Source organism: Allobosea sp. P1_A7 (assembly GCF_056406775.1).
In genome coordinates this window covers 1-15,230 of the sequence record NZ_JBFTZN010000150.1, presented here as the reverse complement: position 1 = coordinate 15,230, position 15,230 = coordinate 1, and the positions used below count along the sequence as shown (strand labels likewise).

Annotated in this window: 15 protein-coding genes; 4 read left to right on the top strand and 11 right to left on the bottom strand. The window is 66.0% G+C overall.

Going from position 1 to position 15,230, the window contains the following annotated elements:
- On the top strand, window positions 1-768 hold a 768-nt coding region (locus AC1D34_RS23390), incomplete at its 5' end, for an aldehyde dehydrogenase family protein (protein ID WP_476825466.1).
- On the top strand, window positions 765-1,280 hold the full coding sequence (locus AC1D34_RS23385; RefSeq protein WP_476825465.1) for an RNA pyrophosphohydrolase: 516 nt from the start codon (window positions 765-767) through the stop codon (window positions 1,278-1,280). The genes AC1D34_RS23390 and AC1D34_RS23385, both read left to right, overlap by 4 nt.
- Before the next feature lie 82 nt (window positions 1,281-1,362).
- On the opposite strand, the gene AC1D34_RS23380 is transcribed toward AC1D34_RS23385, so the two are convergent.
- The 6 genes from AC1D34_RS23380 to AC1D34_RS23355 form a co-directional block, all read right to left on the bottom strand.
- Window positions 1,363-1,590, bottom strand: a complete 228-nt coding sequence (locus AC1D34_RS23380; protein WP_476825464.1) for a F0F1 ATP synthase subunit epsilon — start codon at window positions 1,588-1,590, stop codon at window positions 1,363-1,365.
- Window positions 1,591-1,618: 28 nt separating this feature from the next.
- The gene (gene atpD / locus AC1D34_RS23375) at window positions 1,619-3,088 is read right to left on the bottom strand and encodes a F0F1 ATP synthase subunit beta (RefSeq protein ID WP_113517308.1); all 1,470 of its coding nucleotides are present in this window, start codon (window positions 3,086-3,088) and stop codon (window positions 1,619-1,621) included.
- Between the two features lie 73 nt (window positions 3,089-3,161).
- Window positions 3,162-4,031 carry a F0F1 ATP synthase subunit gamma gene (locus tag AC1D34_RS23370; protein WP_476825463.1) on the bottom strand — a complete coding sequence of 290 codons (870 nt, stop codon included), beginning with the start codon at window positions 4,029-4,031 and terminating at the stop codon, window positions 3,162-3,164.
- A gap of 43 nt (window positions 4,032-4,074) precedes the next feature.
- Window positions 4,075-5,604 carry a F0F1 ATP synthase subunit alpha gene (gene atpA / locus AC1D34_RS23365; protein WP_476825462.1) on the bottom strand — a complete coding sequence of 510 codons (1,530 nt, stop codon included), beginning with the start codon at window positions 5,602-5,604 and terminating at the stop codon, window positions 4,075-4,077.
- On the bottom strand, window positions 5,604-6,176 hold the full coding sequence (locus AC1D34_RS23360; RefSeq protein ID WP_441488038.1) for a F0F1 ATP synthase subunit delta: 573 nt from the start codon (window positions 6,174-6,176) through the stop codon (window positions 5,604-5,606). The genes atpA and AC1D34_RS23360 overlap by 1 nt, the downstream gene beginning before the upstream one ends.
- Before the next feature lie 211 nt (window positions 6,177-6,387).
- Complete coding sequence (locus AC1D34_RS23355; protein WP_441488037.1) at window positions 6,388-8,574, bottom strand: primosomal protein N'; 2,187 nt, start codon at window positions 8,572-8,574, stop codon at window positions 6,388-6,390.
- A gap of 76 nt (window positions 8,575-8,650) precedes the next feature.
- Between AC1D34_RS23355 and AC1D34_RS23350 the strand changes: the two genes are divergently transcribed.
- Together AC1D34_RS23350 and AC1D34_RS23345 are read left to right on the top strand one after the other, a co-directional pair.
- Entirely contained in the window at window positions 8,651-9,577 is a 927-nt protein-coding gene (locus AC1D34_RS23350; protein WP_441488036.1) for a tyrosine recombinase XerC, read from the top strand.
- An 81-nt stretch (window positions 9,578-9,658) separates the two neighbouring features.
- Window positions 9,659-10,234, top strand: coding sequence for a DUF4337 domain-containing protein (locus AC1D34_RS23345; protein WP_441488035.1), 576 nt, complete (start codon window positions 9,659-9,661; stop codon window positions 10,232-10,234).
- Window positions 10,235-10,238: 4 nt separating this feature from the next.
- Here the strand turns inward: AC1D34_RS23345 and AC1D34_RS23340 are convergent, their stop codons facing one another.
- From AC1D34_RS23340 to AC1D34_RS23320, 5 genes are all read right to left on the bottom strand, one after another.
- On the bottom strand, window positions 10,239-11,633 hold the full coding sequence (locus AC1D34_RS23340) for an amidase (RefSeq protein ID WP_476825461.1): 1,395 nt from the start codon (window positions 11,631-11,633) through the stop codon (window positions 10,239-10,241).
- Between the two features lie 20 nt (window positions 11,634-11,653).
- Window positions 11,654-12,514: an ABC transporter permease gene (locus tag AC1D34_RS23335; RefSeq protein WP_441488033.1), complete on the bottom strand. Its 861-nt coding sequence runs from the start codon at window positions 12,512-12,514 to the stop codon at window positions 11,654-11,656.
- On the bottom strand, window positions 12,511-13,458 hold the full coding sequence (locus tag AC1D34_RS23330; RefSeq protein WP_441488032.1) for an ABC transporter permease: 948 nt from the start codon (window positions 13,456-13,458) through the stop codon (window positions 12,511-12,513). The genes AC1D34_RS23335 and AC1D34_RS23330 overlap by 4 nt, the downstream gene beginning before the upstream one ends.
- 3 nt (window positions 13,459-13,461) lie before the next feature.
- Window positions 13,462-14,952, bottom strand: a complete 1,491-nt coding sequence (locus AC1D34_RS23325; protein WP_441488031.1) for an ABC transporter substrate-binding protein — start codon at window positions 14,950-14,952, stop codon at window positions 13,462-13,464.
- Window positions 14,953-15,049: 97 nt separating this feature from the next.
- A partial coding sequence (locus AC1D34_RS23320) for an FCD domain-containing protein (RefSeq protein WP_476825460.1) occupies window positions 15,050-15,230 on the bottom strand: 181 nt, incomplete at its 5' end.

Below are 15,230 nucleotides of genomic sequence, written 5' to 3'. Positions count from 1 at the left end.
GCCAAGGATGGGCCGATCGTTCCGCTGATCGCAGAGACAGGCGGCCTCAACGCCATGATCGTCGATGCGACCGCCCTGCCTGAGCAGGTCGCCGACGACGTCGTGATGTCGGCCTTCCGCTCGGCCGGGCAGCGCTGCTCGGCGCTGCGCCTCCTGGTGGTGCAGGAGGATGTCGCCGACAAGATCCTCGAGATGATCATCGGTGCCGGGAAGGAGTTGAAGCTCGGCGATCCGCGCGCCATCGACGTTCATGTCGGTCCGGTGATCGATGCCGCCGCCAAGAGCCGGCTCGACAATCATGTCGCGGCGATGCGCGCCGAGGGCCGGGTCGAATGGGCCGGCAGCACGCCGGCCCTCGGCGGCACCTTCGTCGCACCGCATATCGTCAAGCTCGACGGCATCTCCGACCTCACCCAGGAGCATTTCGGCCCCATCCTGCATGTCGTGCGCTGGAAGGCCGGGGAACTCGACAAGGTCATCGACCAGATCGAGGCCACCGGGTATGGGCTGACGCTCGGCGTGCATTCGCGCATCGAGACGACGGTCGAGCGGGTTGCCGAGCGGCTCTCCACCGGCAATGTCTACGTCAACCGCAACATCATCGGTGCCGTCGTCGGTGTGCAGCCCTTTGGCGGTCACGGCCTGTCCGGCACTGGCCCCAAGGCTGGCGGACCGCACTATCTCGCCCGTTTCGCGACGGAGCAGACGGTCACGGTCAACACGGCGGCGGCCGGCGGCAATGCCAGCCTGATCGCGATGGGCGAATGAGCAAGGCAGGGCGAGTGAACAAGCCCTATCGGCCCAATGTCGGCATTGCGCTCTTCAATGCCCAGGGGCTCGTCTTTGCCGGACGCTCATGGAGCGACGGCCCGGAGATCGTCCACCCCGGACATGACTGGCAGATGCCGCAGGGCGGCATCGACCCGGCCGAGGAGATCGTCGCAGCAGCGCGACGCGAGCTGGCCGAGGAAACCGGCATCAGCGAGGCCGCATTTCTGGGTGTCACCGCGGAGTGGTGGCGCTACGACTTCCCACCCTATGACGGGCCGCCGCACCGGCTCGATCGCTTCGCGGGACAGGAACAGCGCTGGGTCGCATTCCGCTTCACCGGCAGCGAGGCGGCGATCGACATCGGCCGCCCGAACGGGGACGCCCCACCGGAGTTCACGCAATGGGCCTGGCTGCCGCTGGCCGAGATGCCGGCGCGCGTGACGCCGTTCAAGCGCGAGACCTATGAGCGCGTGACCGAGGCCTTCGGGCATTTCGCCAGACCGGCCTGATCTCGGGACGCAACGTGCAACAAAAAAGGGCCGCTCGCGCGGCCCTTATGTCATCTCGCTGCCTGAAGGCAGGTACGCGATCTCACGCAGCCTTGCGCTGCTGGAAGACGCCCTTGAACTCATGAAGCTGGATCAGCAGCTCCTGCAGGCGACGCTGCTCGTCTTCGGTCGGCGCAGCCGCCAGGCGAGTCTCGACACGAAGGATTTCGGCGTCGAGCACGTCATTGTCGACGTCCTCGATGAAGCCGGCCTTCTCGGTCAGGATCGTCAGGGCCGTGGGATTGGCTTCGACGATACCGCCGCCAACCACGCCATCCCGGGAGCCTCGCCCCAGCGGATTACGCCGCTTCGGCAGCCAGGCGCTGGGCCTTCTCGACTGCTTCGTCGATCGAGCCGACCATGTAGAAGGCCGCCTCCGGGAGGTGGTCGTACTTGCCCTCGACCAGTCCCTTGAAGCCCTTGATGGTGTCCTCGAGCGCAACGAGCTTGCCCGGCGAGCCGGTGAAGACTTCGGCGACGAAGAAGGGCTGCGACAGGAAGCGCTCGATCTTGCGGGCGCGGGCGACCGAGATCTTGTCCTCTTCCGAGAGCTCGTCCATGCCCAGGATCGCGATGATGTCCTGCAGCGCCTTGTAGCGCTGGAGGATCTGCTGGACCTGGCGGGCGATGTTGTAGTGCTCTTCACCGACGATCGCCGCGGACAGCATGCGCGAAGTCGAGTCGAGCGGGTCCACCGCCGGGTAGATGCCCTTTTCCGCGATCGAGCGCGAGAGCACCGTCGTGGCGTCCAAGTGGGCGAAGGAGGTGGCCGGCGCCGGGTCGGTCAGATCGTCCGCCGGCACGTAGATCGCCTGCACCGAGGTGATCGAGCCCTTGTTGGTGGTGGTGATGCGCTCCTGCAGGTTGCCCATGTCGGTCGCCAGCGTCGGCTGATAGCCCACCGCCGAAGGAATACGGCCGAGCAGCGCGGACACTTCCGAGCCGGCCTGCGTGAAGCGGAAGATGTTGTCGACGAAGAACAGCACGTCCTGGCCGCGGTCGCGGAAATCCTCGGCGACGGTCAGGCCCGAGAGAGCGACGCGCATGCGGGCGCCCGGGGGCTCGTTCATCTGGCCATAGACGAGGGCGCATTTCGAGCCTTCGCCGCCGCCCTTCTTGTTCACGCCCGACTCGATCATCTCGTGATAGAGGTCGTTACCCTCGCGGGTGCGCTCGCCGACGCCGGCGAACACCGAGTAGCCGCCATGGGCCTTGGCGACGTTGTTGATCAGCTCCATGATCAGAACGGTCTTGCCGACGCCGGCGCCGCCGAACAGACCGATCTTGCCGCCCTTCGCGTAGGGAGCCAGCAGGTCGACGACCTTGATGCCGGTGACCAGGATCTGCGCTTCCGTGGCCTGCTCGGCATAGCTCGGAGCCGGCTGGTGGATGCCGCGAGTGGTGGAGGTCTTGATCGGGCCAGCCTCGTCGACCGGCTCACCGATGACGTTCATGATGCGGCCGAGGCACTCGTCACCGACCGGAACCGCGATCGGCGCGCCGGTGTCGCTGACTTCCTGGCCACGGACCAGACCTTCGCTCGAATCCATCGCGATGCAGCGCACGGTGTTCTCGCCGAGGTGCTGTGCAACCTCGAGAACCAGGCGGTTGCCCAGGTTCGTGGTCTCGAGCGCGTTCAGGATCGCCGGCAGCTCGCCATCGAACTGCACGTCGACGACGGCGCCGATGACCTGAGCGACGCGGCCCGTACCGGTATTGGCGGACTTCTCGGTCTTGGTCTTGGTGGTCTTGGTTGCGGCTTTGGCCATGGTCGAACCTCGATGAGCGTTCAGCTTTACGGACAAGCCTGCGGGCTTAGGCGCCGCGCAGGCCCTTCAGGCGTTAGAGCGCTTCCGCTCCGGAGATGATTTCGATGAGTTCCTTGGTGATCATTGCCTGACGCGAGCGGTTGTAGAGCTGCGTCTGCTTCTTGATCATCTCACCGGCGTTACGCGTGGCGGAATCCATCGCCGACATGCGCGCGCCCTGCTCGGAGGCGGCATTCTCGAGAAGCGCCCGCAGTACCTGGACAGTCAGGTTGCGTGGCAGCAGAACGTCGAGAATTTCGCCCTCGTCGGGCTCGTACTCATAGACGGCGTCGGTCGTTTTGGTCCCCGCCGGAATCTCGGCCGGAATGATGCGCTGGGCCGTCGGAATCTGCGAAATCACCGACCTGAACTTCGAGAAGAACAGCGTCGCGACATCGAATTCGCCGGCGTCGAAGCGTGCCAGGACGTTCTGCGCGATCGCCTCCGCATTGACGAAGCCGACTTGCTTGAAGCTGCGCAGGTCGACCAGCTCGATGATATCCTGCTCGAACTGCCGGCGCAGGATGTCATAGCCCTTCTTGCCGACGCAGATGATCTTGATCGTCTTGCCTTCGGCCTTCAGCGCCTGCGCCTTGTCACGCGCCAGACGCGCGATCGAGGAGTTGAAGGCGCCGCACAGGCCGCGCTSGGCCGTGCAGACGACGAGCAGATGGACCTTGTCCGAGCCCGTGCCGCCAATCAGCCTTGGAGCGCCGTCACCGGCGACACCGGCAGCCAGACTGGCAAGCACCGTCTCCATGCGCTCGGCATAGGGACGCGCCGCTTCCGCCGCGCTCTGGGCGCGGCGCAGCTTGGCAGCCGCGACCATCTGCATGGCCTTGGTGATCTTCTGCGTCGCCTTCACTGAGGCGATACGATTTCGCAGATCCTTCAATGAAGGCATCGACGATCCTCATATTGCCGGGGTGATGAAACCCCGGTCGACCTCAAGCGAACGACTTGGCGTAATCAGCGACGATCTCTTTCAGCTTCGCGGCATTCGCGTCCGAAAGATCCTTGGTGTCGCGGATTTCGTTGAGCAGGGCGATATGCTTGCCGCGCACCAGCGCGAGCAGGCCGTCCTCGAAAGCGCGAACCTTGTTGACCGGCAGCGGGTCGAGATAGCCGTTCACGCCGGCATAGATCACGACCGTCTGCTCTTCCATCTTCAGCGGCGAGAACTGCCCCTGCTTCAGGAGCTCGGTCAGGCGGGCGCCGCGGTTGAGCAGGCGCTGCGTGACCGCGTCGAGATCCGAACCGAACTGCGCGAAGGCAGCCATCTCGCGATACTGCGCGAGCTCGCCCTTGATCTTGCCGGCAACCTTCTTGGTGGCCTTGGTCTGCGCGGCCGAACCGACGCGCGACACCGAGAGGCCGACGTTCACGGCCGGGCGGATGCCCTGGTAGAACAGGTCGGTCTCGAGGAAGATCTGGCCGTCGGTGATTGAGATCACGTTGGTCGGGATGTAGGCCGACACGTCGTTGGCCTGGGTTTCGATGACCGGCAGCGCCGTCAGCGAGCCCTTGCCGGCCTCGTCGCCCATCTTGGCGGCGCGCTCGAGCAGGCGGGAGTGGAGATAGAACACGTCGCCCGGATAGGCTTCGCGGCCCGGCGGGCGGCGCAGCAGGAGCGACATCTGGCGGTAGGCGACGGCCTGCTTCGACAGGTCGTCATAGATGATGACGGCATGCATGCCGTTGTCGCGGAAATACTCGCCCATGGCGCAGCCGGCGAACGGAGCCAGGAACTGCATCGGGGCCGGATCGGAGGCGGTGGCCGCCACGACGATCGAGTATTCGAGCGCACCGCGCTCCTCGAGCACCTTCACGAACTGCGCGACGGTGGAACGCTTCTGACCGATGGCGACATAGACGCAGTAGAGCTTCTGGCTCTCGTCCGTGCCTTCGTTCAGGGCCTTCTGGTTGAGGATCGTGTCGAGCGCCACGGCGGTCTTGCCGGTCTGGCGGTCGCCGATGATCAGCTCGCGCTGGCCACGGCCGATCGGGATCAGGGCGTCGATCGCCTTGAGGCCAGTCGCCATCGGCTCATGCACGGACTTGCGCGGAATGATGCCGGGCGCCTTCACGTCGACGCGCGAACGGATCTTTGCCTTGATCGGGCCCTTGCCGTCGATCGGGTTGCCGAGCGCGTCGACGACGCGGCCGAGCAGCTCCTTGCCGACCGGCACGTCAACGATCGCGCCGGTGCGCTTGACGGTCTGGCCTTCCTTGATCTCTCGGTCGGAGCCGAAGATGACGACGCCGACATTGTCGCTCTCGAGGTTGAGCGCCATGCCGCGCACGCCACTCTCGAACTCGACCATCTCACCGGCCTGGACCTTGTCGAGGCCGTAGACGCGGGCGATGCCRTCGCCGACGGAGAGAACCTGACCGRCTTCGGTGACGGAGGCTTCCGACCCGAAATTGCTGATCTGAGCCTTCAGGATCGCGGAGATTTCAGCGGGGCGGATTTCCATCAGCCGACCTCTTTCATGGCAAGACGAATTGAATTGAGTTTGGTTTTCAGCGAGGCGTCGACCATCCGCGAACCCATCTTGACGACGAGACCGCCAATGATGGCCGGATCGACCTTGATAGCGACGGCAACATCCTTGCCCGCCACATCCTTGAGCGTCGCGCGGATCTCGTCGAGGCGCTTGGCCGACGGCTCCTCGGCGACCGTGACTTCGGCACTGACGATGCCCTTGGCTTCGGCGACGAGCGCACGATAACCGCGGATCATGCCCGACAGCGCGAACAGGCGGCGCTTGCTGGCGACGAAACCGATGAAATTGCCGGCGATACCGCCGATGCCCGCCTTGGCCAGCAGGGCGGTGATTGCAGAGACCTGCTCCTCGGCCGTGAAGACCGGGCTGCTGATCAGCCGCTTCAGATCGTCGCTCTCGGCGATCATCGCGCTGAATGCGTCGAGATCGGCCGAAACGGCGTCGATCGCACTGGCCTCCGAAGCCAGTTCGAATAGCGCCGTGGCATAGCGCCCGGCTACGCCCGACACCAATGTCTGATCCTGCGATCCGCCTTCAGCCACGCTCACATCTCTCGTTCAATGGACTGCACCGGCGACCTTCTTGATGAAGGTGGAGTGCATCGTCCTGGCGCTGCGATGTTTCAGACAGACGAAAGCCGCGCGAGTGCGCACCTTGCGTCCGAAATGTGGCGGTGCACTAACATGAGGCTTTGGGGGGCGCAATCCGTAGATCGCGATCAACAGGGCCGTTTTCCGCAGCCGGGCCCTGCACTCACAGGAAGCTTTGCGGGTCGACATCGACCTGAACCCGGACGGAACCCTTCGCTCGCGGAGCGCTCTTCAGCCAGGCACGCAGGTAATCCTGCAGATTGACCTCACGTGCCGTTTTCACGATCAAACGCATGCGATGCCGCCCCCGTAGCACGGCAAGAGGGGCTTCTGCGGGCCCCAGAACGACGACTCCGTCCGGCGGCGCCGCGCAGCGCGCCAGTGCACGGGCATGATTTTCGGCCTCCGCCTGGCTGTTGGCGGAGACGATCAGTCCGGCCAGACGCCCAAAGGGCGGCAGGCCGGCAGCCTCACGAGACGCCGCCTCTGCGGCATAAAACCGCTCCGGGTCGCCCGAGACCAGCGCCTTGAGCACGGGATGGCTGGGATCATGGGTCTGGAGCAGAGCTCGGCCCGGCTTCTCGCCCCGGCCTGCCCTCCCCGTCACCTGACGCAGGACCTGGAAGGTTCGCTCGGCCGCGCGGGGATCGCCCGAGGTCAGGCCGAGATCGGCATCGACGACGCCGACCAGTGTCATCCCCGGAAAATTATGCCCCTTGGCGACGAGCTGGGTACCGATGACGATATCGAACTCCCCCTCCGCCACTGCCATCAGTTCCTGCTTCAGCCGTTCGGTACCACCGGGGAAATCGCTGGAGAGCACGATCGAACGCGCATCGGGGAACAGCGTCGCGACCTCTTCCGCAAGCCGTTCGACACCGGGTCCGCAGGCCGCGAGGCTTTCCGGCGCATGACAGGCCGGGCACTCGTGCGGCCGGCGTTCGACATGGCCGCAATGATGGCAGACCAGCGCCCGCCGAAAGCGATGATCGACCAGCCAGGTCGAGCAGTTCGGGCACTGGAACCGGTGACCGCAATCACGGCAGAGCGTCAGCGGTGCGTAGCCGCGGCGGTTGAGGAACAGCAGCGACTGCTCCTTCGCCTCCAGATTGGTCGTGATGGCCTTGACGAGCGCGCCCGAAATCCAGCGCCCGCGTTCAGGCTTGTCGCGCTTGAGATCGACGAGATCGAGCGTCGGCAGTTCCCGCCCGCCAAAACGTTCCGGCAGTTTCAGATAGGCATAGCGCCCGCGCTCGGCATTGACGCGCGTTTCCAGCGATGGCGTCGCAGAGGTGAGGATGACCGGCGCCTTCTCGATCATGCCGCGCACCACCGCCATGTCGCGGGCGTGATAGCTGACGCCGTCCTCCTGCTTGTAGGCGGCCTCGTGCTCTTCATCGACGACGATCAGTCCGAGATCGCGGTAAGGCAGGAACAGCGCCGAGCGCGCGCCGGCCACCACTCTCGCCTCGCCGCTTGCGATCGCCGCCTGCAGCCGCTCCCGCCGCCGCCCCGAGACTGCCGAGTGCCAAAGCCCGGGCCGCACGCCGAACCGGGCCTCGAAGCGGTCGATGAACTGCGCCGTCAGCGCGATTTCCGGCATCAGGATCAGGCTCTGGCGACCGAGCCGGATCGCCTCCGCCACAGCTTCGAAATAGACCTCCGTCTTGCCCGATCCCGTGACGCCCTCGAGCAGGGTCACGCCGGAGGCCGCCGCCTTGACGGACGCAACCAGTGCCGTCGCCGCCTCGGCCTGCCCCGCCGACAGGGCCGGTCGCGCGTGATCCGGGTCGGGAATGTCGACGACCTCACCGCGCGGCAGCGCCTCGATGGCAAAGGTCCCCGCATCGACGAGCGAATCGATCACCGCCCCACTCACCGAGGCCGTCTCGGCCAGCGCCGATTTCGCGATCAGCAGGCCGCCCTCCGCCGCCGCGATGGCTCGCGCCCGGGCCGGCGTCATGCGCTGGGGCGGCAGCCCGACGAGTCGGACGCCCATCTTCGGTCGTTCCGGCGTATCATCGGGCGGGCGCCGCAGCGCAAGCGCCAGCACCGAACCTTTGGCCGCAAGCGTGTACCAAGCGACCCAGTCGACCAGCTTCATCAGGGCCGGATCGAGCGGCGGCATGTCCACTTTGGCGCTGACGCGCTTCAGGTTGCCACCACGCCCCGAGCCCAGGCTCCAGACGACGCCCACAGTCTCGCGCGGGCCCAGCGGCACCTGCACGATATCGCCGGGTTTGAGCGCGAGCCCGTCTGGAACCGCATAACTATAGGCCTGATCGAGCGCGAGCGGGATCAGTACGTCGACCGTGCCGCCTGTTTCGATGCCTGTCTCAACCTCGCTCATGCGCCCGTGTCTAGCATCGATTCGGTCCCTGTTAAGGCAGGGGCGTCATGCTCGGCTCAGACCACAGGGGACGCCGATGACCGATTTCGAGACCCTGCGCCAAAACTGGCTCGTCCATCTCGCCAGCGAGCGCCGTCTTTCACCCAAGACGCTCGAGGCCTATGGCCGCGACCTTGCGCAGTTCTCTACCTTTCTCGACGGCCATTTCGGCGGCAAGCCGACCCTCGAGGATCTGGCAGCGCTGAAGCCGCTCGACTTGCGCGCCTTTCTCGGCCAGCGTCGGCGTGACGGTGTCGGCAACCGCACACTGATGCGCCAGCTTGCCTCGCTGCGCTCCTTTGCCCGCTTCGGAGAACGCACCGGCAAGCTCACGGCCTCGGCCTTTGCCGCGACGCGCGGGCCGCGCATTGGAAAATCGCTGCCGCGCCCGCTTGATGCCAAGGCCGCAAGGGCCGTGATGCAGGCCGATATCCGCGCCGGCGAGGACCGCGAAACCTGGATCCTGGCACGAGACGCAGCCGTGCTCGCCCTGCTCTATGGCTGCGGCCTGCGCATCTCCGAGGCGCTTGGGTTGTCGCGCGCGCAGGCACCAAGGAGCGCATCGGATACGCTGACCGTGATCGGCAAGGGCCAGAAGACCCGCATGGTGCCTGTTCTGCCGGTCGTGGTCACCGCGATCGAGGAGTATCTCTCGCTCTGCCCCTGGCGATTGCCGCCGGAGGGCCCGCTCTTCCTCGGCGCCAAGGGTGGACCGCTCTCGCCCCGCATCATCCAGCTCGCGGTCGAGGGCCTGCGCGGCGCGCTCGGCCTGCCCTCGTCTGCGACCCCGCATAGCCTGCGCCATTCCTTCGCGACCCATCTGCTCGGGCGTGGCGGCGATTTAAGGGCCATCCAGGAGCTACTCGGGCACGCGTCCCTCTCGACGACGCAGATCTATACCCGCATCGATTCGGCCCGTTTGATGGCGGCTTATGATGCGGCCCATCCCCGCGCCCAACGATAAGAGCCCAAGGCGAGCGAGCCCCCTTGATTCCGCCGCGGAACCCGGCCATTGCCCGCCGTCTCCGGGGGGAACCAGAATCGTATGTCTTCGCCAGCAGCCGACGTCACCGAAACCGCCACCAGCGGCAGCAACAAGCGCATCGCCCTGCTCATCGCGATGCTCGCCCTGATGCTGGCCTTCTCAGAAATCGGCGGCAAGAACGCCGAGCAGGAATCGATCGCCAAGAACATCGAGGCTTCGAACCTCTGGTCATTCTTCCAGGCCAAGACGATCCGCGGCACCACACTGCGCACGGCCGCGGACGCGATGGAGATCGATCTCGCAGCCGCGACGGACCCCGCCACCCGCGAGCGCATGCAGAAGCGCATCGACGGCTGGAAGCAGACCATTGCGCGCTATGATTCGGAGCCCGAGACCAATGAAGGCCGCAAGGAACTGGTCGCGCGCGCCAAGACGGCCGAGGCCGTGCGTGACGTCGCAGCGGCCCGCGACGACAAATACGACATCGTCTCAGGCCTGCTTCAAATCGCGATCGTGATTTCCTCGGCCGCGATCATCACCGGCGTGACGATGCTGGCCCTCACCGGCGCCGGCCTTGGCGTGATCAGTTTCGCCCTGATGCTGGTGGCGCAGTTCGCGCCGACCGCGCTGTTCTGAACCCTCACACGGTCTGTGGCGGCGCAGGCCATGGCACCTCGCTGCCGCGTAGAATTTCCCAGGCCCGCGCCATTCTCAACACGCCGAGATCGTCGAACCGCCGCCCGGTGATCTGCAAGCCGATCGGCAACCCCTCGGGAGTAAGCCCGGCATGGACCGAGACCGCCGGCTGATCCGACATGTTCGCTGAGACCGTGAACGCGATGTGCTCGAAGGGCCGCTCAGGGTCGTGGATGGGCGAGGCCAGCTCAGCCGCATAGGCCGGCACAGGGGAAACCGGCGACAGCACGAAATCGAACGGTGCACAGGCTTTCAGCGCCGCATCGCGCATCGCCAGCATCTGGCTCATCCCGCGATAGACTCTTTCGCCACTCAGATTCCGGCCGCCCTCGGCCCAGGCGTAGATATAGGGCAGAACCCGTCCCTGCCTGGCATCCGACAGGCCGCCAATGTCGACCCAGGCGCGCTGCCGCCAGAAATCATCAAGCCCGTCCAGCATTTCGCGGGTCAGGAAGGGCGCAACCGGCTCGACAATCGCGCCAGCCGCCACAAAGGCCCTGGCCGCCGCCTCGATCGCAGCCCGGGTATGCGGCTCGACGGCAAGCCCGACTCCGGCATCGACCTGGAGCCCCAGCCGCAAGCCCTTGACGTCAAACTCCAGCGCCAGCCAGTCGATCTCCTGTGGCGGCAGGCTCATGCCATCGCGCCTGTCCGGCCGGGACAGCTCCCGCATCATCAGCGCCGCATCCGCGACCGAGCGGGTCATCGGCCCGGCGACGCGGCCGTAATAGGTCGGGTCGATCGGCACGCGGCCAAAGCTCGGCTTGAGGCCGACCAAGCCGCACCAGCCGGCCGGCAGGCGGATCGAGCCACCGATATCGGTGCCGACATGAAGCGGCCCATAGCCCGCAGCTCCCGCCGCACCCGCCCCAGCCGAGGAGCCGCCAGGATTCTTGGTCAGGTCCCAGGGGTTGCAGGCGAGTTCGTGAAAGCTCGACAAACCCGAGGAGAGCATGCCGTAATCCGGCATCGTCGWCTTGGCGAGGATGACGCAGCCGGCCTCCCTCAACCGCGCCGCCGGCGGTGCGTCCGCCGATGCCGGCTCGAGATCGCGCGCGGCCGTGCCGAGCGGCACCGGCACGCCCTTGGTCGCGATGTTCTCCTTGATCGTGCCGGGCACCCCGTCGAGAGCCAGCGCCTCCCCCTTCAGCCAGCGCATCTCGGAGGCCTTCGCCATCGCCCGCGCCGCGGCGGGATCATAGGCATAGAGCGCCTTGAGCTGCGGCTCCCATGCGGTAATCCGTGCGATCACCGCCTCGGTCGCCTCGACCGGCGAGAATGTCCGTGCGGCATAGCCGGCGAGAAGCTCCGTCGCGCTCAGATCGGCAAGATCGGTCATCGTCTCATCCTCATCGTCACTCAGCGGCTTCGGCGCAGGCGCGGGTCGATGGCATCGCGCAGGCCGTCGCCGAGCAGATTGAAGCCGAGCACCGCGATGGCAATCGCCGCGCCGGGAAAGATAGCGAGCCATGGCTGCACCGCCATGAAGGTCTGCGCCTCGTTCAGCATGCGTCCCCAGGACGGATTCGGCGGCTGCGTGCCGAGCCCGAGATAGGACAGCCCCGCCTCCGCCAGGATCGCCAGTGCGAACTGGATCGTCGCCTGTACGACGATGACGCCAGCAACATTCGGCAGGACATGGCGGACGCTGATCTGCACATTGTCGAGCCCGGCCGCCCGCGCCGCCTGGATATAATCCCGCGTCCAGACCTGAATCGCCACCCCACGCGCCAGGCGCGCGAAATAAGGCAGGTTCAGGATGCCGATCGCGACGATGGCGTTGAGCATGCCCGGCCCGGCGATCGCCGTGATCATGATCGCCGTCAGCACCGCCGGGAAGGCATGGGTGAAGTCGGCCGTGCGCATGATCAGGTTGTCGAGGAAGCCGTCGCGCCGGATCGCGGCCAGCAGACCGAGCGTTGTGCCGAGCACCAGACCGAACCCGACCGCGCCGAGCCCGACCGCCAGCGAGTTGCGGGCGCCCACCATGATCATCGAGAAGACGTCGCGACCGAATTGGTCGGTCCCGAACCAGTTCGTCGCCGAAGGGGGCTTCAGGCGATTCAGGATCATCATCTGCGTCGGCGGATAGGGCGTCCAGACATAGGACAGCAGCGCCCCCGCAACGATGATCCCGGTCAGCGCGAAACCGATCAGGAAGGAGGGGCCCGTCCACCAGCGTTTCGCCGAGACCGGGGCCGACGCACCGGCCGGTGTCACGACGCCTCCCTCAGGCGCGGGTCGATGAGCCCATAGACGAGCTCGACCGCAAAATTCACCAGGATGGCGAGGCCGGCAAACAGCATCACCAGATCCTTCACGACGATCAGGTCATGCTGGGTGATCGACTGGAAGACGAGGCGCCCGAGCCCCGGCAGCGCAAAGACATTCTCGATGATGATCGCGCCGGCGATCAGCACCGAGAATTGCAGCCCCATGATGGTAACGACCGGAATCAAGGCGTTGCGCAGTGCATGCCTGACCACCGTGACCGGTTCTGCCAGTCCCTTGGCGCGAGCGGTACGGACGAAATCCTCCTGCAGCGTGTCGAGCATCGAGGAGCGCGTCACCCTGGCCAGGATCGCCGCCTGCGGCAGGGCGAGCGCGAAGGCCGGCAGCAGCAGCGCCTTCACGGCAGCAGCCGGCCCGGCCTGCCAGCCCGGGAAACCGCCGGCCGGAAACCAGCCGAGCCCGATCGCGAAAAGCAGCACGAGCAAGAGGCCGAACCAGAAATTCGGAACAGCCAGCCCGAGCTGCGCGAAGACCATCACGGCCGCATCGGTCGGCCGATTATGATTGGCTGCGGCGAGCAAGCCAAGTGGAACGCCGATCGATGTAGCTAGCATGATCGCCGCCAGCGCCAATGGCAGGGTCACGGCCATCCGCTCGCCGATCAGCTGGGCCACCGGCACACGATAGGTGTAGCTCAGGCCGAGATCGCCGGTCAGAAGACCCGAGATCCAGGCGAGAAAACGGACCGGCGCCGGCTTGTCGAGCCCCATCTCCAGGCGCAGGGCCGCCAGCGCCTCGGGAGCCGCATTGAGCCCAAGCGTCACGGCAGCCGGATCGCCCGGCAGCACCTCGAGCGCGATGAAGATCACCAGCGCCGCACCAAGCAGAGTGGCGACAAGCGCCACGCACCGGCGCGCCAGGAACGACAGCACGACCTAGCGCCAGCGCACCTCGGCGAGCGGCGTGATCGGGAGCGGCCAATCCGTCCACATCCCGTCCAGCCCGGCCGCCGTCACCGTGATCTTCGGCAGGATGAAGAGGAAGCCGTTGACCGCATCGCGCGCCAGGATGCGCTGGGCTTGCCTGTACATCTCATTGCGCTGGCCCTCGTCGAGGGTGACGTCGATCTTCGCCATCAGTGCCTTGAACTCGGGGTTCTTGTACTGGAAGTAGTAGTCGTCGCGGGCATAGATATTGATGTCGAGCGGTTCGGTATGGGCGATCACGCTCAGGTCGAAATCCTTGCCGCGGAAGACGCGCTCCAGCCATTGCGGAAATTCGAGCGGCTCGATCGAGGCGTTGATGCCGATCTGCGCCAGCAATGCCGCGATGATCTCGCCCGAACGCCGGGCATAGGTCGGCGGTGGCAGTTTCAGCGTGCAGGAGAAGCCGTTCGGGAAGCCGGCCGCGGCAAGCAGCGCCTTGGCCTTGGGGATATCGACCGGATAGGTGCCGGTCAGATCGATATAGGCCGGATGCAGCGGCGAGAAATGACTGCCGATCAGGTCGACATCGAAACCGTAGACCCCGAGCGCGATCGTCTTGCGGTCGAGCACATGAGCGATCGCCTGACGCACGCGCAGATCGTTGAACGGCGCTTTGGCATTGTTGATGGCGAGGATGACCTCGCCCTCCGTCTTGCCGAAGCTGACCTTGAGCTTGGGATCAGCCTTGAGCTGCGGCACGGCTTCAGGGGCCGCCAGATTGGTTTGCGCGTGGACATCCCCGGCGCGCAACGCGGCGACCTGCGCCTGTGGATCGGCGATGAAGCGGAAGGTCGCCTTGGCGAGTGTCGGCTTCTCCCCCCAATAGCCGTCGAAGCGTTCGAGCTCGAGCCTGTCGCCACGATTCCAGCGCACGAACTTGAACGGGCCGGTGCCAACCGGATTGGTCTTGTTGTTGGCGGCGCTCGCTGGCGCCACGATCACCGCATCGCCCCAGGCGAGACCGTAGAGGAAATTCGCCGTCGGCTGTTTCAGCCTGATGACCACGGACGCCGGATCAGGCGTCGCGATCTCGGCGATCGGCGTGAACAGCTGGCGCTGGGCGTTGGTCGATTCCGGAGCGACGGCCCGCTCGAACGAGAACCTGACCTGCTCGGAGCTGAACGGGGTGCCGTCATGGAACGTCGCGCCCCGCCGCAGCTTGAAGCTGTACGTGATATTGTCAGGTGCGATCTCCCAGCTTTCGGCGAGGCAGGGCACGATCTTGCCGGTCCGGTCCATCTTGACCAGGCCTTCGAAGATGTTCTGCAAGGTGACTTCGCGGATCGCCTGCGCCGCGCCCGAGGTCGGGTCGAGCGTCGGCGGTTCCAGCGTCATCGCAATGATGACGCTGTCCTTGGCCTGCGCCAGAGCAACGAGAGGCAACTGGGCCGCCAGCGCGGCTGCGCCTGCTCCGGCAAGAAGGTCACGCCGCGTCGTCATCAGCCACTCCCATGCATGTCGCGGCGCAAGATGGCGCGGGAGATGGGCCCGGCGCAAGACGGCTCTTCCGTTTCGTCCACGCGACAGATCGATCGCGTCAGACGAAGTAATCCGGATGCTTTGCCTGAAGATGCACGAGATCGGGAAGGAGCGTGCCGAGATGGGTGCGCATCGCCGCAACCGCCTCGGTGGCGCGGCCCTTGCGGATGGCATCGACGATCGACAGGTGCTCGCGGATCACCATCGCCATGCGCCCGGGCACCGGCAGGGTCATGCGT